We start from the raw sequence: 16,192 nt of genomic DNA, 5'->3' as shown, positions 1-16,192 counted from the left end.
AGGGGACGGGGCGGGCAAGTGCCGCATACGATGAGGCGCATGGGTGATGTGCTGGCCGGAATTCATGCCACCTGGGAGTTCGACGCCGACTCCGTGCTCGTCCGCTACGAACGGGGTATCCGCACGCCGAGACTCCTCCAGAGCCTCCGTGAGCGCCGCGTCCCGCACGCGGCGCTGTCGTCGGTGACGCTGACCCCGGGCAAGCGGGGCACGGTGGTGCTGCGCGCCGTCCCGCGCCCCGGGGCCGATCCGCTCCTCGAAGCCGCCGCCGGGCAGCTGAAGGACGGCTGCGACCCGTACCGCCTGGTGCTCCCCGCCGCCCGCGAGACCCTCGCCGAGTACTACGCGGACGAGCTGCGGGCCTGTATCGGCGCGGACGCGGGCGAGCCCGCCGACCGCTTCCTGGTCGCGGCCCCCGAGGCCCCGATGCAGTTCAAGGCGTACGACGGGCGGGCCGGCTTCGACGGTGAGCGGATCTCCTTCCGCTGGTTCTGGACGGGCGCCTCGTCGGAGAAGTGGAAGGCCGGCGACCAGACGTTCCCGGTCACGGATCTGTGCGGGGTCGAGTGGCGCTCGCCGGAGGGCCTGGAGGGCTATCTGCGGCTGCTGCCCAAGGGCTCGGACGCCGTGGTCCACGCGTCCGGCGGGCTCACCGGTCCCGGGACGGGCGGGACGGCCACGGGCGTGCAGCCGGTGATACCCCGGCCCGCCCGGGCCGACCAGGACCCCGCGGCGGTGATCTTCGGGCTCGGCTACGGCCCGGTCCACGAGTCGCTGCCCTTCGCGGCGGCCGTCCTCGAATCCGTACGCAGGAAGCAGTCCGCGCCCCCGGCCGCCGCTCCCCTCACCGCCGCCGCCCGGCGCGATCCGGCCGACATCGCGGAGCGCATCCACCACCTCGGGGAGCTGCACCAAGCGGGCCTGGTGACCGACGAGGAGTTCAGCGCCAAGAAGGCGCAGCTCCTGGCCGAGCTGTAGCCGCCGGCCGCCCGGGATGACCGAGCCGATACCCGCTGCCGCCCCCGTTTCGCGGCGTTGGACGAGATTCCTGCCGCAGACCGCCGCCGTCGCGCTGACGGTGCTCTTCCTCCCCGTCACCCTGGCCAATCTCCGCGATCAGTACGGGCTGGGCGGCGCGGCCGCCACCACCCTCGCCGTCACCCAGGCCGGGCCCCTGCTGCTGATGGCGCACCGGCCGCTGTGGGCCTGGTGGATCGTCTTCCCGGCGGACATCGCGGGCGCGCTGGTGATCATGGGGCAGCCGGCCCGCGAGTACGACGTGTGGCCGTGGCCGCCCGCGCCGCTGATCGCGTACCTCTTCCTGCTCCTCGCGCTGGCTCTGCGCAGGTCCCGGCGGGTGCTCGTCGCCGTCTGGCTGGCGACCGGGGCGGCGAGCCTCTTCCTCCATCTGGTCCTCGCGGACCGCAGCAACGGCTCCGCGCTGCTGCTGCCGCTGTTCTCGGCCGTGGTGCTGGTGATCGGCGCGGCCGTACGGGAACGGCGCGTCGCGCAGCGCCGGCTCGCCGAGCAGGAGACCGTCAGCGAGGCGGAGCGCGCCCGGCGGACGCTGCTGGAGGAGCGGGCCCGGATCGCCCGGGAGCTGCACGACGTGGTCGCCCACCACATGTCCGTGATCACCGTCCAGGCGGACTCCGCGCCCTACCGGCTCGCCGAGCTGTCGGACGAGGCGCGCGAGGAGTTCGGGACGATCGCGGCGAGCGCGCGGGAGTCGCTGGCCGAGATGCGGCGGCTGCTCGTGGTGCTGCGCGGTGACGGCGCGGAGGGCGAGCGGGCCCCGCAGCCGGGGATCGACCGCTTGCAGCAGCTGGTGGAGGCGACGGTGCGGTCGGGGCTTCCCGCCGAACTGTCGCTGGCCGCCGATATGGGTGACGTACCGCCGGCCGTTGACTTGTCTGCGTACCGGATCGTTCAAGAGGCGCTGGCGAATGTGGTGCGGCACGCGCCCGGCGCACGGACGCGGGTCTCGGTCACTTCGGACGGCGGGCAGTTGACGGTGCTGGTGGTCAACGAACCTCCGGAGCAGCCGGTTTCACCGCTGGAGTCGGCGGGAACGGGCCACGGCCTGGTCGGGATGCGGGAGCGCGTACGGTTGACGGGCGGCTCACTGGACGCCGGGCCGCTGCCGGACGGGGGGTTCCGGGTCGCCGCGCGGCTGCCGCTGTCCCCCGCCGGGCCCGACGACGCCCCCTGAGTCCGGAGGAACCGTGCCCATCCGTGTGATCATCGTCGACGACCAGGCCATGGTGCGGGCGGGTTTCGCGGCCCTGCTGGCGGCGCAGGCGGACATCGACGTGGTCGGCGAGGCGCCGGACGGCCGCCAGGGCGTCGAGGTCAGCCGCCGGGTCCACCCGGACGTGGTCCTGATGGACGTCCGGATGCCCGAGATGGACGGCCTCGCGGCGGCCCGTGAGCTGCTCGACCCGCCGCCGGGCGTGGTCCATGTGCCCAGGGTGCTGATGCTGACCACGTTCGACGTGGACGACTACGTGTACGAGGCGCTGCGGGCCGGGGCGTCCGGCTTCCTGCTGAAGGACGCGCCACCGGCGGACCTGATCGCGGCGGTCCGGGTGGTGGCGGCGGGTGACGCGCTGCTCGCGCCGTCCGTGACGCGCCGTCTGATCGCCGACTTCGCGAAGCAGGGGCCCTCGGCGGCGGCCCGGGGCGGCGCCGCGCTGCGGCTCAACGGGCTGACGCCGCGCGAGACGGAGGTCCTGGAACTCATCGCGCGCGGCCTGTCGAACCGGGAGATCGCCGGGAAGCTGGTGCTCGCCGAGCAGACGGTGAAGACGCACATCGGGCGCGTCCTGGCGAAGCTGTCCCTGCGCGACCGGGCGCAGGCGGTGATCTTCGCGTACGAGGCGGGGCTCGTCGTGCCCGGCTCCGCCTGACGCACCCGGCACACCCCCTACCCGGGTAGCACAGGGCAGTTGGCTCCCCGGTGTGACGCCCGCGCGCCCACCGCGTTCCTACCCTCCTCCCGTCGCGCCGAACGGCGTGCGGGGACCGGCCGGTTTGGGCCGGAGAGGGAGGGCGGGGCGGATGCGCCGTTACGCGAGGAGCCTGGTCGCGGCCGCGCTGGCGGTCACCGTGGTGTCGGGGACGGCGGGCTGGGTGGCGGGCAACACCCAGCAGGCGGTCACCGGCCCGCCGCCGGGCACGGCCTCCTGGCGGGCCGACCGCACGCTGGGCCGCGAACTGCCCGACCCGGAGCGGGACTCGCCCGCCGAGGCGGCCCGGTTCTTCGCGCGTCTCACGGACACCGAGCAACAGACCCTGGCCGTAAGGCACCCGCTCGTCGTCGGCAACCTCGACGGCGCCCCCGTGGAAGTGCGCTACCGCGCCAACGCCCTTGCCCTGAAGGCGTCCCACGACCCCCGCTACGCCCACCTCGCCGAGGACCCGGCCCGCCGCTTCCTGGCGTTCGACCCGCGCGGCCGGGGCCAGGTCGCGGAGGTCTTCGGCGACCTGGCGAGCGCCCGGCGGGTGTCCGTGGTGGTGCCCGGGTCCGACATCGACGCCGGAACCTTCGACCGTACGACCGATGTGTACGGCACCCCGGCCGGCATGGCCAGGTCGCTGTACGCCCGTACGGGTCCGGGCACCGCCGTGATCGCCTGGGCCGGGTACACCACACCGGTGGGCCTCGGGCTCGACGCGGCGCGGGGGACGCTGGCGGAGGCCGGTTCCGCGCGGCTGACCCGGTTCACGGACGGGTTGGAGGCGGCCGGGGTGCCCGTCGGCACGGTGTTCTGCCACAGCTACGGCTCGGTCGTCTGCGGCCTGGCCGCGCACCGGCTGCGCGTCGCCGACCTGGTGGTCCTCGGCTCCCCCGGGATGCGCGCGGACAGCGTGGCCGGGCTGCGCACCGGGGCGCGGGTGTGGGCGGCGAAGGACCCCGGCGACTGGATCGGCAAGGTCCCGCACGTCGAGTTCGCCGGGCTCGGCCACGGCGCGGACCCCGCGTCGCCGGGGTTCGGCGCCCGCCGGGTCCCCGCCGGCGACGCGGAGGGGCACACCGGCTACTTCGCTCCGGGCACCCAGTCGCTCAGCGCCTTCGCGGCGATCGCCGAAGGCGCGTACGCCCGGCGCTGAAGGACCTAGCTCTTCCCGCCCAGCTCCTCCGCCAACCCGACGATGACGCCGTCCGGGCCGCGCAGGTAGCAGAGCAGGTAGGTGTCCTCGAACCGGGCGATGGAGCCGACAACTTCGCCGCCGAGCGGGCGCAGCCGGGCGACCGTGTCCTCGATGTCGTCCACGGCGAACATGACGCGGTGCGTGCCGAGCACGTTGTGCGGCCGGTCGCGCGGGGCGTCGATCAGCGCGGGGCTGAGGTACTTCGCCAGCTCCAGGCGGCTGTGCCCGTCCGGGGTGCGCAGCATGGCGATCTCGCAGTGGGTGCCTTCGAGGCCGGTGCACTGGTCGGCGAAGCCGCCCTGGACCTCGCCCTTGCCCTCCAGCTCCATACCGAGTTCCTGGAAGAACGCGACGGCCGCGTCCAGGTCCTCGACCACGATGCCTACGTTGTCCATCCGCTTGATCGCCATGCGATTGCCTCCTCTGTCGCTTCCTCGTACGGACGCTACTCCGCGCTACTCGCGTGCGAGGGAGGTCAGGCTCATGTCCTGGTAGCGGTCGCCGGCGACCTGCCCGGCGACCGGTTCGAGGAGGGCCAGCTCGTCGTCGGTGAGCGTGAGGCGGGTCGCGCCCACGTTCTCCAGGAGGCGGTGGCTCTTGCGCGTGCCCGGGATCGGCACGACGGTGATGCCGTGGACCTGGGCGCGCTGCTGGACCCAGGCGAGCGCGACCTGCCCCGCGGTCGCCCCGTGCGCGGCGGCGATCTTGTGGACGGGCTCCAGGAGCGCCGCGTTGGTCTTCGCGTTCTCGCCGGTCATGCGGGGCTGCGAGGCGCGGAAGTCGCCCGCGGCCAGCTCCTTGCCGGCGTCCGCGAAGGACCCGGTGAGGAAGCCCCGGCCGAGCGGCGAGTACGGCACGACCGTGACGCCCAGTTCGGCGGCCGCGGCCACCGCGCTGCGCTCCACGTCCCGGCTGAAGAGGGACCACTCGGACTGGAGGGCGGCGATCGGGTGCACGGCGTGCGCCTCGCGCAGTTCGGCGCCGGTGACCTCGCTGAGCCCGAGCTGCTTGACCTTGCCCTCCCGGACCAGCTCGGCCATGGCGCCGACGGACTCCGCGAACGGGACGGCGGTGTCGTGGCGGTGCATGTAGTACAGGTCGATGACGTCGGTGTTCAGGCGGCGCAGGCTCGCCTCGACGGCCTTGCGGATGTAGGCGGGGCTGTTGTTGACGCCCCGGTAGTCGGGGTCGTCCTCGCGCCGCTCGATGCCGAACTTCGTGGCGAGGGTGATCTCGTCGCGGTGCGCCCCGACGAACGGCGCGAGGAAGGTCTCGTTGGCGCCGCTGCCGTAGATGTCGGCGGTGTCGAACAGGGTGACGCCCGCCGCCAGCGCCGTTTCCAGCGTCTCGCGGGCCGAAACCTCGTCGGTGTCGCCGTAGAACTCGCTGATGCCCATGCAGCCGAGGCCTTGGACCCCGACGCGGGGGCCGCCCCGGCCGAGTTCGACGGTGGCGATCTTGTTGTCAGTCATCAGGCACTGGGCCCTTCCGGCGCCCTACGGGCGCCCGCATAGAAGTCGATCTTGTAGTCCAGTACGGCCAGGGTGTCCTGGAGCTCCGCGATCCGCGTCTTCACGTCGCGGCGGGTCGCCTCCAGCAGTTCCTGCCGTTCCTCGAAGGTGTGGTCGCCCTCGCGTATGAGCTCGGCGTACCGGACCATGTGGGCGACCGGCATCCCGGTCAGCCGCAGCTTGGTGACGAAGGCGAGCCAGTCGAGGTCCCGGTTGCTGAAGCGGCGCTGGCCGGTGTGCGACCGGTCGACGTGCGGCATGAGCCCGATCCGCTCGTACCAGCGCAGGGTGTGGGCGGTCAGGCCGGTGAACGCGGCGACCTCGCTGATCGTGTAGCGGTCCTGCCCGTCGGGGCGCGGGTGCCCCGAGGGGGCGGAGGCGCAGAGGTCGGTCCGGCTCGCGGTGGTCTCCATCACGGTCATGCCCCCACGCTAAGACCTTGGAGTGCACTCGAAGCAAGCATGACCGGGTGCGGTTTCCGACAGGTGGGACCTGGAATCTACTCTCGTACGCATGCAGAGCCTGGCGATGATCGAGAACTGGCCCGTCCCCACCGCCGCGGCGGCCGTCGTACGAGCGGACGGCGCGGTCGCCGGTACGCACGGCCCGACCGCGCACCGCTTCCCGCTCGCCTCCGTCACCAAACCGCTCGCGGCCTACGCGGCGCTGGTGGCGTACGAGGAGGGCGCCGTGGAGCTGGACGAACCGGCGGGCCCCGACGGCTCGACCGTGCGCCACCTCCTCGCCCACACCAGCGGCCTGGCGTTCGACGAGCACCGGGTGATGGCCCCGCCCGGCAACCGGCGCCTCTACTCCAACGCGGGCTTCGAGGTGCTGGGCGACCACATCGCGAAGGCCACCGAGATCCCGTTCCCGGAATACGTTCGACTGGCGGTCCTGGAACCGCTCGGGATGACCGCGACCACCCTGGACGGCTCCCCCGCCAAGGACGGCGTCTCCACGGTCGCCGACCTCGCGCGCTTCGCCGCCGAGGTGCAGGCCCCCCGCCTCCTCGACCCGCGCACGGTCGCCGCCGCGCAGACCGTGGTCCACCCGGGCCTGAAGGGCGTCCTTCCCGGCTACGGCCACCAGAACCCCAACGACTGGGGCCTCGGCTTCGAGATCCGCGACTCCAAGTCCCCGCACTGGACGGGGGCCTCCTCCTCCCCCGCGACCTTCGGCCACTTCGGGCAGTCGGGCACCTTCCTCTGGGTCGACCCGGCGGCGGGCGCGGCCTGCGTCGCGCTCACCGACCGGGCCTTCGGCCCGTGGGCGGTCGAGGTGTGGCCGGCGTTCACGGACGCGGTCCTGGCGGAGCTGGCAGGCTGACGGCCCCGTGCCTTGACGAGCTCACGCCATGACGCAGTCCCGCCAGCGGGACCGTGATTGCCGGGGTCCGCGGCCGCGCAGACCCCCTCCATGACGCGACCCAGACACAGACTCCGGTATCTCCCGGCGGCGACCGCGACCGCGCTGGCGCTCAGCGGCGCGCTGCTGGTCTCCCCGCCGGCCTCCGCGCACGGCACGGCGACGGCGGCCCCCGCGCCGGCCCGGCAGGCCGCCCACGACATCACCCTGGTCACCGGGGATGTGGTCCACTACACGGACCGGCCCGGTGACCAGGACGACGTCACCGTCGACCGGGCCCCGGGCGGCCACGGCGGCGTGAGCGTGCAGAGCTACGGCCACCACACCTATGTGATCCCGACCGAGGCGATGGGGCTCATCGCCTCCGGGAAGCTGGACGCGCAGCTGTTCGACGTCACCGGTCTGGTGGCCATGGGCTACGACGACGCCCGCTCCGGCGGCATCCCGGTGATCGCCACCGCGCCGCAGGGGCGCACCGCCGAGCCGCCCGCCGCACCGGCCGGGACCTCGAAGGTGCGCAGGTTCGACGCGGTGGACGCCACGGCGATGAAGGCCGAGGCCGGGCACGGGCGCACGTTCTGGAAGGACATCGCCCCGGCCGCCGCCCCCTCCGCCCCGGCGAAGGCGCGCGGGTTCGACGCGGGCAGCGGCATTGGCAAGCTGTGGCTCGACGCCAAGGTGGAGGCGGCGCTCAGCGATTCGGTCGCCCAGGTGCGCGCCCCCGAGGCCTGGGCGAAGGGGTTCGACGGGACGGGCACCAAGGTGGCCGTCCTGGACACCGGGATCGACGCCACCCACCCGGACCTCAAGGACGCGATCGCCGCCGAGAAGAGCTTCGTACCGGGTGAGACCGCCGACGACCGGCACGGCCACGGTACGCATGTGGCGTCCACGATCGCCGGATCGGGAGCGGCGTCCGGCGGCAAGGAGAAGGGCGTCGCGCCCGGCGCGAAGCTGTACGTCGGCAAGGTGCTGTCCGACGCCGGCGAAGGCAGCCAGTCGGGCATCCTCGCCGGGATGGAGTGGGCCGCGGAGCAGGGTGTCGACGTGGTGTCGATGAGCCTGGGCACCAACAGCGCGTCCGACGGGACCGACCCGCTCTCGCAGGCCGTCGACCGGCTGTCCGCCGACGGCGGCCCGCTCTTCGTGATCGCCGCCGGGAACAACATCTCGGTGGGCACGATCGGTTCGCCGGGAGCCGCGGCCGCCGCGCTCACGGTGGGCGCGGTCGACCAGCGCGACGCCCGGGCGGGCTTCTCCAGCCAGGGGCCGGTCGCGCGCTCGTACGCCATCAAGCCGGACATCTCCGCACCGGGCGTGGGCATCAGCGCGGCGGCGGCGCATCCGGCCGAGGGCGCGTCGATGTACCAGTCGATGAGCGGCACCTCCATGGCCACGCCGCACGTGGCGGGCGGGGCCGCGATCCTGCACCAGGCGCACCCGGACTGGGACGCGAACCGGATCAAGAACGCCCTGATGTCCACCTCGAAGAAGCTCGACGGCCTGAGGCCCTACCAGCAGGGCACCGGCCGCATGGACGTGACGGCGGCCGTGGAGTCCACGATCGAGGCGCCCGGCTCCGTGGCGGCCGCGGCCTTCAAGTGGCCGAACGCGGACGCGGCACCGGTCGACCGGACGATCACGTACCGCAACACGGGAACGGCCGGCGTCACCCTGGATCTGAGCACGGACACCACCGGCTCGACCGCGACCCTGTCCGACTCGTCGGTGACCGTCCCGGCGGGCGGGTCCGCCGATGTCACGCTCCGGATCGACCCGACGGGCCTGCCCGTCTCCACGCCTACGACGCTGCTGTCCGGCCTGGTCACCGCGGTGGACCACGCGACCGGCGCACCCGTCGCGCACACCTCGTACGCGCTCTTCAAGGAGCCCGAGGCGTACGACTACACCATCGAGCTGACCGGCCGGGACGGGAAGCCCGCCACCGGCACGGTCGCGCTGACCTTCCCCGGCAACCCGGTCCCCGGCTTCGTGGAGGTCTACGGGAAGACCACGCTGCGCCTCCCCGCCCGCACGTACAGCGCGTTCGGCTTCCTGGACGTGAACGGTGACGATCCGGACGCCCTCGGGATGGCCGTGCTCGTCGCCCCGGACGTCGTCGTCGGCCCCGGCCACAGCGACGCGACGGCCCGCCTCGACGCCACGAAGGCCCGCCGGGTGAGCGCGGTCGCGCCGCGCGAGACGGAGAACGCGCAGACAGTCGTCCAGTACCGCCGCAGCCTCACCGGCGGGGGCGCCATCGGTTCGGCGTTCGTCCTGGACAGGGCGTACACGGAGCTGTATATCTCACCCAACTCGCAGTCCGAGGGCGGCGTCCAGGACCTGATGGTCCACTGGCAGTTGAGGCAGAAGTCCCTCGACGCCACCACGCTCACCGGCCACTCCGTCGAGCTGACCGCGCAGGACGGCTCCGCCCACCACGACGGCTTCCGGCTGCTGCGGACCGTCTACGCGGGCGCCGGCACGCCGGCCGACTACGCCCGGCTGCACGCGAAGGGCCGCGCGGTCGTCGTGGACCGCGGCACGTCGAGCCCCGACGAGCGGGCGCAGGCCGCAGCCGACGCGGGCGCGGCCATGCTGATCACCGTGGACGACCAGCTGGGGCGGCTGTACGAGACGTACGGCGACAACCACGGCCTGACGCTGGCCAGTACGGGCAGCGCGGACGGGGCGCGCCTGATCAAGGAGGCGAAGACCGGCTTCGGCGTCCTGAGCCTGAACCAGCACAGCTACCCGGAGTATCAGTACGACCTGCTGCAGTACCAGAAGGGCTCGATTCCGGACCGGGACCTGGTCTACCGCCCCGACAGCGGTCAACTCGCCCGCGTGGACACGTCGTTCTACGCACTCCGCAAGGAGGCCGGAACGCGAGAGGGCACCGGCCACCGCATCTTCTCCCCGGCCTGGGGCCAGGGCGTCGGCAGTACGCAGAAGGAGGGCTACCCCGCCACGCGTACCGACTACCTCACGCCCGCGCCCACCGGGCTCGGTGTGTGGAACGAGGACCACCGCTTCACGCTGAGCTCGCTCGGCGCCGACTCCGTTCTGGAGGTCGCGCCGGGGCAGACGTACAGCGCGGGCAAGCGCTACCCCGGTGACTGGTTCAAGCCGGTCAACGCGCCCCGCTTCGGCGAGGGGTTGTGGCGGCCGAGCCGTACCAGCAACGGGATCTCCTGGAGCGTGCCCGCCTGGTCCGGCGGCTCGGACGGCCACATCGCCCGGTCGCCCGGCGGCACCGCGGCCTCCGAACTCCGGCAGGGCGGCACGGTGGTGGCCAAGGGCAGCTACGCGGGCTACTCCACCGGTCTGACGGGAGCCGAGCAGGAGTACACGCTCTCGCTCAGGATGGACCGCGACAACGGCACCTGGGCCGCGTCCACGGCGACGGACACCACGTGGACGTTCCGCTCGAAGGCCCCGCCGCAGGGCACTCCGAAGCAGGAGATCCCGGTCCTCGACCTCGGCTACGACGTCGACACCGACCTCCTCGGCCAGGTCCGCGCGGGCAGCCGGGTGGAGCTGGGGCTGAGCTCGTCCAGCTACACCAGCGGGGTCGCGGCGACCGGGGCGACGCTCCAGGTGTCGTACGACGACGGGAAGACCTGGCGGCCGGTGACGCTGAAGCGGTCCGGCGACGGGCAGTGGCGGACGACCCTCGACACCCCGCGCCACCGGGGCGGCTGGGTGTCGTTGCGGGCCACCGCCCAGGGGCCGGACGGGCTGAAGGTCAGCCAGGACGTCATCCGGGCGTTCGGTCTGAAGTAGCGCCGAGGGGCGGGCCCCTGGCCGGGCCCGCCCCTTCCGTCAGCGGTCGTTCACCGTCGCCACCCGGCCCGCGTACCGCTGGGTCCAGCCGGTGCCGGTGTCGGCGGTGAGGACCACGTCGTAGTAGCCGTGCTCGGTGGGCCAGTCCACGACCGCGGAGTGGCCGCCGGGCACGGTGACCTTGCGGGTGCCGCCCGCGTAGTCGTTGGCCTCCAGGGTGTAGCGGACCGGGTGGCGGCCGTCGTTGTGCAGCGCCAGGCGGACCACTGGCCGCCAGCCCCGGACCAGGCGCGGCTCCACGCGCGGCAGGCCGATGTGGCGGGTGCTCGCGTCCTCGGGGAGCAGCTGCCCGGCGAAGGAGCGCAGGAACCCGTCGGGGCCGTACACCGAGAAGGCGTACCGGCCGTCGGTGGCGGTCGTGTCCCAGGTGTAGGTGCGCGGGGCCGCCGCGCTCACCGTGTGCGGGGTGTTGTCGAACGGGAGGTACCGGTCGGGGAAGACCTGGAGGCTCACCGCCTTGCCCTCCGGACCGCCGGTGAGCGTCATGGCGGCGGTCACCGTGCCGGCGGCCCGGTCCTCGGTGAGCACGGCGTGCGGGTGGTAGGAGAGGCCGCGCGGCTCCATCCGGTCGCGGGGCGGCCGCGGCGGGGTGCCGGTGACCGGGTCGGCGATGACGACGGGGCCGGGGCGCGGGTGCGCGAAGTCGATCGCGCTGGTCAGGTCGCCGGCGATGGAGCGGCGCCACGGGGTGATGTTCGGGCAGGTGAACGGCTTGCCCAGGTGCGCGGCCCAGGTCTCCAGGAACTTCACGGTCGAGGTGTGGTCGAAGACCTCCGAGGCGACGTAGCCGCCGCGCGTCCACGGGGAGACCAGCACCATCGGGACGCGGGGCCCGAAGCCGTACGGGGTGGTGCCGGAGAATTCGCCGGGGGTGCCGGCCTCCGGGCGGGGCGGCAGGACGTGGTCGAACTTTCCGTCGTTCTCGTCGTACGTGATGATCACCAGGGTGTGGTTCCAGATGTCCTCGTTGCTCTGGAGGGTCTTCAGCACCTTGTTCATGTACCGCTCGCCGTGCACCGTGTCGAAGCCCGGGTGCTCGCTCCAGGCGGCGGGCATGACCACCCAGGACACCTCGGGCAGCGGGTGTTCGGCGCCGGGTTCGCAGGCGGCGATCAGGTCGCGCAGGACGGCGTCCAGGTTGGCGTCGGAGTCGTCGTTGGGCGTGGTGGCGCCCGCGTACACGAAGGAGTTGGCCTTCCAGACCTTGCCGGTGCCCGGTTCGAGCTCGGCCGGGTCGGCGGTGCGGGGGTCGAAGGCGGCGAAGCTGTTGGTGACGTTGCAGCCGTACTCGCCGACGTACCCGCTCTGGAGGCTGCCACCGACGCCGTTGCCGCTGTTGTCGGAGTAGACCCGCCAGTCGATGCCGGCCTGCTGGAGCTGTTCGGGGACGGTGGTCCAGCGGCGGGTGTAGTCGTTCTGGCCCGCGTTGGTCGTCTCGCCGCCCGCCGCGCCGCTCATCAGGTAGTAGCGGTTGGGGATGGTGGGCCCGTGCAGCGAGCAGAAGTTCATGTCGCAGACGGTGTACTGCGAGGCGAGCGAGTACATCCACGGCATGTAGTCGGGCGTGTAGTACCACATGCAGTGGTCGCCCTTGTCCTGCACCCAGGTGTTCCAGCGCCCGCCGTTGGCACCGTAGAAGTTGTGCTTGTCGCTCCAGGTGGCGGTCGAGACGGCGGGCGCCACGATCGCGCCGGTGGCGTCGCGCTGCTGGAAGACGCTGGTGCCGTCCTGGAACGTCAGGACCTGCTTGTCGTCGTGGCCGCGCACCCCCTTCAGCTGGCCGAGGTAGTGATCGAAGGAACGGTTCTCCTGCATGAGGATCACCACGTGCTTCAGGTCGGAGATATCGCCCTTGAAGCCTCTGGGCAGGCGGTATCCGGCCGCCTCGGCCTGCGCCCCGCCGACCGCTTCCGCGACCGGTCCCGCGGCGAGGGCGCCGAGCGAGACGGCGGCCGTCTGAAGCATCCGGCGGCGGCTGATGCGCATCTCATTCGTGAGCTCGCCGGTGTCGTCGGCCGCGGTGTCCGAACACGGGGTCTCGCTGATCTGAAGGGTCATCGGGGCACCTCTGGGGGGAGAGTCGTTCACAAGGGGGAGGGACGTCTGCGCGCCTGCGAAAACTAGGCCGCCGGTACGAACGGCGGGCGAACCGAGGACGTATTCCTGAGGCACCGGCAGATTTACATGGCCCCGGCACGCAGTCGAGATCCCGCACGGTGATAGCCGAAAGTCGTGCCCCGTTGGCCGGTCGGCCGGTCTTGCCGGGACGCTGGCCGCCGGTCCCGGACCGCCGCTACGCTCCCCGGCCATGACCGACGACATAGTCCGCGCCACCGCGTCCGACGTCCCCGCGCTGGCAGGCGTGCTGGCCAGTGCGTACGCCGAGGACCCGGTCTGGTCCTGGCTGATGCCCCGGGACCGCGACCGGCGGCTGCGGCTGCTGTTCACCGCGCACCTGGCGCAGCAGATCCCGGCGGGCCGGGTGTGGACCGACCGGGACCGCACGGTGGCGGCCGTCTGGGTGGAGCCCGGCGCGTGGAAGCTCCCGGCGGCCTACCTGCTGCGCAACGCGGGCACGCTGCTGCGGGCGTCCCGAGCCCAACTCCCCCGTACCGCAGGACGGTTGCTCGCCCTGGAGCACCGGCACCCGGCCCGCCCCGCGCACTGGTACGTGGAGTACATCGGCACCCACGCCGACGCACGCGGTACGGGACGCGGCTCGGTGGTCCTCGGGGGTCTGCTGGAACGTGCGGACGCGGACGGGCGCCCGGTCTTCCTGGAGTCGAGCAACAGCCGCAACCTCACGTTCTACCGCCGCCACGGCTTCGAGGTCCGGGAGGAGATGACGTTCCGGTCGGGGCCGCCGATGTGGTCGATGTGGCGCCGGTAGCCCACCCGCGCAACAGATCTTCGTCACCCATCGTGTTTACGGGGCCGATTTCCGGTTACGACAAGTAGTGACAGACCATCAGTGCCGGACGGAAGGCAGGAACATGAATGTCGTCATCGTGCTGATCCTCGTCGCGGTCCTCGCCCCGCTCGCCTTCGTGGCCCTGGCCCCGAAGGTGCCCGCGCGGCGCAATGCGTTCCCCGGCCGGAGCACCCGCCGGAACCGCCGGCGCGCGGCGCCCATGCGGCTGAGCGAGATCCCGCCGCAGCAGGTCCACCGGCACCACGCCCGCTGACGCGCGGGCGGCGGCCGGGGCGCGCGGTCAGTGACCCAGCTCCCAGACCAGCGCCTCGGCCGCCTCCGCCGCGACCAGTTCGAGGCCCGTCTCCCCGGTGACGCGGGCCGCGTCCCCCGCCCCCAGCTCCTCGGCGCCGATGCGTATCGTGCCGCGCACCACGTGCACGTACGCCCGGGGGGCGTCGGGGACCGCCGCGCGCTCGCCCTCCGCGAGGCGGCGCACATGCAGCATGGCGCCCGCCTCGGGGAGGGCGTACGGGGTGGAGTCGGCGATACCCGGGACGGTCGTGTACGAGGGCTCGCCGCCGGGCTCCAGGGGCGCGAGCCACATCTGAAGGAACGTCAGCGGGCGGTCACCGTCGTTGCGTTCGACGTGGCGGACGCCGGAGGCGGCGCTGAGGTGCTGGACGTCACCGGCCCGGACCACCGTGGCGTGACCGGCCGAGTCACGGTGCGTCAGCTCGCCCTCCACGACCCAGGTGACGATCTCCGTGTGGCTGTGCGGGTGCTCCTCGAAGCCCGCGCCGGGCGCGAGGCGCTCCTCGTTGCAGGCCAGGACCGGGCCGAAGCGGAGGTTGTCGGGGTCGTAGAAGGCGCCGAAGGAGAACGCGTGCCGGGACGCGATGCCGGCCGCCGCGTCCCCGCCCTCGAACCGGTCGCCCGCGCGGTGTACGGAAATCACGCCTCCACGGTAGCCCGCCGGCGACGAGCGAGTGTCCTATACATTTGCGACTCTAGTAACGTGATCTTGCGCCGTCGGCAGTAGCCCGCCGGCCCCCGGGCCCGGCCGCCACCGGCCCCGGCCATCCGGGCGCGCGTCCGGATAAGGCAGTCTTGTCTACGTGCCCCGACCCGATCCTGAGCAGCCCGCTGCGAACGACGCCCATCTCCATGCCGCGACCCTGAAGCGGCTTGAGCAGTCCTCCGGCCGGCTGGCCGCGAACGCGATCGCCCGCATGGACGAGTCGCTGCCGTGGTACCGGGCGATGCCTCCGGAGAACCGGTCCTGGATCGGCCTGGTCGCCCAGGCCGGTATCGCCGCGTTCACCGAGTGGTTCCGGCATCCGGAGACCCCGCAGGCGATCTCGACCGACGTCTTCGGGACCGCCCCTCGCGAGCTCACCCGGGCGATCACACTGCGGCAGACCGTCGAGATGGTGCGCACCACCATCGAGGTCATGGAGGCCGCGATCGACGAGGTCGCCGCTCCCGGCGACGAATCGGTGCTCCGGGAGGCGCTGCTCGTCTACGCCCGCGAGATCGCGTTCGCGACCGCCCAGGTGTACGCGCAGGCGGCCGAGGCCCGGGGCGCCTGGGACGCCCGCCTCGAATCGCTCGTGGTCAACGCGGTGCTGTCCGGCGAGGCCGACGAGGGCGCCGTCTCGCGGGCAGCCGCCCTCGGCTGGAACTCCCCCGAGCACGTCTGCGTACTGCTCGGCACCGCCCCGGACGGGGACAGCGAGCTCACCGTGGAGGCGATCCGGCGCGCCGCCCGGCACGCCAAGCTCCAGGTCCTCACGGGGGTGCTCGGGAACCGCCTGGTCGTCATCGCGGGCGGCAGCGACAACCCGCTCCAGGTCGCGAAGGCCCTGATCGGGCCGTACGCGGCGGGCCCCGTGGTGGCCGGGCCCGTGGTGGCGGACCTGCTGGCCGCGACCCGGTCCGCGCAGGCCGCGGCCGCCGGGCTGAAGGCGTGCGGCGCCTGGCAGGACGCGCCGAGGCCGGTGCTCGCGGACGATCTGCTGCCGGAGCGCGCGATGGCGGGCGACCCCGCCGCGCGCGAGCAATTGGTGGAGGAGATCTACAGACCGCTGGAAGAGGCGGGCTCCGCGCTCCTGGAGACGCTGAGTGTGTATCTGGAACAGGCGAGCAGCCTGGAGGGCGCGGCCAGGATGCTCTTCGTGCATCCCAACACCGTGCGCTACCGGCTTCGACGTGTGACAGACGTCACCGGCTGGTCACCTTCCGATGTGCGCTCGGCGTTCACTCTGCGAATCGCCCTGATCCTGGGGCGTCTGGCCGACCGGGATACGCAGTCCTAGACTTTTGTCGGACATCAACAATTCCCCCTACGGTTCTTCGTCCCTGTCCCCACGGGTGTTCCGGACCGTTCACAAGAGAGAGT

14 protein-coding genes are annotated in these 16,192 nt (G+C 72.9%); 9 read left to right on the top strand and 5 right to left on the bottom strand.

Translation table 11 applies throughout. The features are described 5' to 3' along the window. The first annotated feature begins 39 nt into the window (after positions 1–39). From ACIQZN_RS26860 to ACIQZN_RS26845, 4 genes are all read left to right on the top strand, one after another. The gene (locus ACIQZN_RS26860) at positions 40–978 is read left to right on the top strand and encodes a DUF4429 domain-containing protein (RefSeq protein ID WP_403998837.1); all 939 of its coding nucleotides are present in this window, start codon (positions 40–42) and stop codon (positions 976–978) included. A gap of 16 nt (positions 979–994) precedes the next feature. Further along, entirely contained in the window at positions 995–2,212 is a 1,218-nt protein-coding gene (locus ACIQZN_RS26855) for a sensor histidine kinase (RefSeq protein WP_403998834.1), read from the top strand. Between the two features lie 13 nt (positions 2,213–2,225). Continuing rightward, positions 2,226–2,909 (top strand): response regulator, encoded by a 684-nt coding sequence (locus ACIQZN_RS26850; protein ID WP_403998831.1) that lies wholly within the window; start codon positions 2,226–2,228, stop codon positions 2,907–2,909. A 151-nt stretch (positions 2,910–3,060) separates the two neighbouring features. Beyond that, on the top strand, positions 3,061–4,113 hold the full coding sequence (locus ACIQZN_RS26845; RefSeq protein ID WP_403998828.1) for an alpha/beta hydrolase: 1,053 nt from the start codon (positions 3,061–3,063) through the stop codon (positions 4,111–4,113). A gap of 5 nt (positions 4,114–4,118) precedes the next feature. Here ACIQZN_RS26845 and ACIQZN_RS26840 read toward each other — a convergent pair whose 3' ends face one another. The 3 genes from ACIQZN_RS26840 to ACIQZN_RS26830 are packed head-to-tail and all read right to left on the bottom strand — an operon-like array spanning position 4,119 to position 6,088. Then, the gene (locus tag ACIQZN_RS26840) at positions 4,119–4,565 is read right to left on the bottom strand and encodes a VOC family protein (protein ID WP_403998825.1); all 447 of its coding nucleotides are present in this window, start codon (positions 4,563–4,565) and stop codon (positions 4,119–4,121) included. Positions 4,566–4,610: 45 nt separating this feature from the next. After that, the gene (locus tag ACIQZN_RS26835; protein ID WP_403998822.1) at positions 4,611–5,627 is read right to left on the bottom strand and encodes an aldo/keto reductase; all 1,017 of its coding nucleotides are present in this window, start codon (positions 5,625–5,627) and stop codon (positions 4,611–4,613) included. Further along, the gene (locus ACIQZN_RS26830) at positions 5,627–6,088 is read right to left on the bottom strand and encodes a MerR family transcriptional regulator (protein ID WP_391265077.1); all 462 of its coding nucleotides are present in this window, start codon (positions 6,086–6,088) and stop codon (positions 5,627–5,629) included. Before ACIQZN_RS26830 ends, ACIQZN_RS26835 begins: the two co-directional genes overlap by 1 nt. Before the next feature lie 91 nt (positions 6,089–6,179). On the opposite strand from ACIQZN_RS26830, the gene ACIQZN_RS26825 reads away from it, so the two are divergent. Beyond that, entirely contained in the window at positions 6,180–6,995 is an 816-nt protein-coding gene (locus tag ACIQZN_RS26825) for a serine hydrolase domain-containing protein (RefSeq protein WP_403998818.1), read from the top strand. A 90-nt stretch (positions 6,996–7,085) separates the two neighbouring features. Continuing rightward, entirely contained in the window at positions 7,086–10,820 is a 3,735-nt protein-coding gene (locus ACIQZN_RS26820) for a S8 family peptidase (protein ID WP_403998815.1), read from the top strand. A gap of 39 nt (positions 10,821–10,859) precedes the next feature. On the opposite strand, the gene ACIQZN_RS26815 is transcribed toward ACIQZN_RS26820, so the two are convergent. Further along, entirely contained in the window at positions 10,860–12,938 is a 2,079-nt protein-coding gene (locus ACIQZN_RS26815; RefSeq protein WP_403998812.1) for an alkaline phosphatase family protein, read from the bottom strand. A gap of 250 nt (positions 12,939–13,188) precedes the next feature. Here ACIQZN_RS26815 and ACIQZN_RS26810 point away from each other — a divergent pair, with 250 nt between their 5' ends. Both ACIQZN_RS26810 and ACIQZN_RS26805 read left to right on the top strand, forming a co-directional pair. Further along, positions 13,189–13,770, top strand: a complete 582-nt coding sequence (locus ACIQZN_RS26810; RefSeq protein ID WP_403998809.1) for a GNAT family N-acetyltransferase — start codon at positions 13,189–13,191, stop codon at positions 13,768–13,770. A 103-nt stretch (positions 13,771–13,873) separates the two neighbouring features. After that, positions 13,874–14,065, top strand: a complete 192-nt coding sequence (locus ACIQZN_RS26805; RefSeq protein WP_403998806.1) for a hypothetical protein — start codon at positions 13,874–13,876, stop codon at positions 14,063–14,065. Positions 14,066–14,092: 27 nt separating this feature from the next. Here the strand turns inward: ACIQZN_RS26805 and ACIQZN_RS26800 are convergent, their stop codons facing one another. After that, positions 14,093–14,749, bottom strand: coding sequence for a pirin family protein (locus ACIQZN_RS26800; RefSeq protein WP_403998803.1), 657 nt, complete (start codon positions 14,747–14,749; stop codon positions 14,093–14,095). A gap of 160 nt (positions 14,750–14,909) precedes the next feature. On the opposite strand from ACIQZN_RS26800, the gene ACIQZN_RS26795 reads away from it, so the two are divergent. Continuing rightward, a complete protein-coding gene (locus ACIQZN_RS26795; RefSeq protein WP_026171552.1) occupies positions 14,910–16,109 on the top strand; it encodes a CdaR family transcriptional regulator in 1,200 nt (399 codons plus the stop codon). Positions 16,110–16,192 lie beyond the last annotated feature (83 nt).

Source organism: Streptomyces sp. NPDC097595, from assembly GCF_044761525.1.
Lineage (GTDB): Bacteria > Actinomycetota > Actinomycetes > Streptomycetales > Streptomycetaceae > Streptomyces > Streptomyces drozdowiczii_A.
The sequence above is the reverse complement of the archived record's forward strand: the minus strand, read 5'-3'. Positions and strand labels throughout refer to the sequence as shown.

Bases quoted from the DNA above. Each gene is read 5' to 3' on its own strand.
- ACIQZN_RS26860 (WP_403998837.1), top strand. From the start codon at position 40: ATGGGTGATGTGCTGGCCGGAATTCATGCCACCTGGGAGTTCGACGCC.
- ACIQZN_RS26825 (WP_403998818.1), top strand. From the start codon at position 6,180: ATGCAGAGCCTGGCGATGATCGAGAACTGGCCCGTCCCCACCGCCGCG.
- ACIQZN_RS26855 (WP_403998834.1), top strand. From the start codon at position 995: ATGACCGAGCCGATACCCGCTGCCGCCCCCGTTTCGCGGCGTTGGACG.
- ACIQZN_RS26835 (WP_403998822.1), bottom strand. From the start codon at position 5,627: ATGACTGACAACAAGATCGCCACCGTCGAACTCGGCCGGGGCGGCCCC.
- ACIQZN_RS26830 (WP_391265077.1), bottom strand. From the start codon at position 6,088: ATGACCGTGATGGAGACCACCGCGAGCCGGACCGACCTCTGCGCCTCC.
- ACIQZN_RS26805 (WP_403998806.1), top strand. From the start codon at position 13,874: ATGAATGTCGTCATCGTGCTGATCCTCGTCGCGGTCCTCGCCCCGCTC.
- ACIQZN_RS26840 (WP_403998825.1), bottom strand. From the start codon at position 4,565: ATGGCGATCAAGCGGATGGACAACGTAGGCATCGTGGTCGAGGACCTG.
- ACIQZN_RS26845 (WP_403998828.1), top strand. From the start codon at position 3,061: ATGCGCCGTTACGCGAGGAGCCTGGTCGCGGCCGCGCTGGCGGTCACC.
- ACIQZN_RS26815 (WP_403998812.1), bottom strand. From the start codon at position 12,938: ATGACCCTTCAGATCAGCGAGACCCCGTGTTCGGACACCGCGGCCGAC.
- ACIQZN_RS26820 (WP_403998815.1), top strand. From the start codon at position 7,086: ATGACGCGACCCAGACACAGACTCCGGTATCTCCCGGCGGCGACCGCG.
- ACIQZN_RS26810 (WP_403998809.1), top strand. From the start codon at position 13,189: ATGACCGACGACATAGTCCGCGCCACCGCGTCCGACGTCCCCGCGCTG.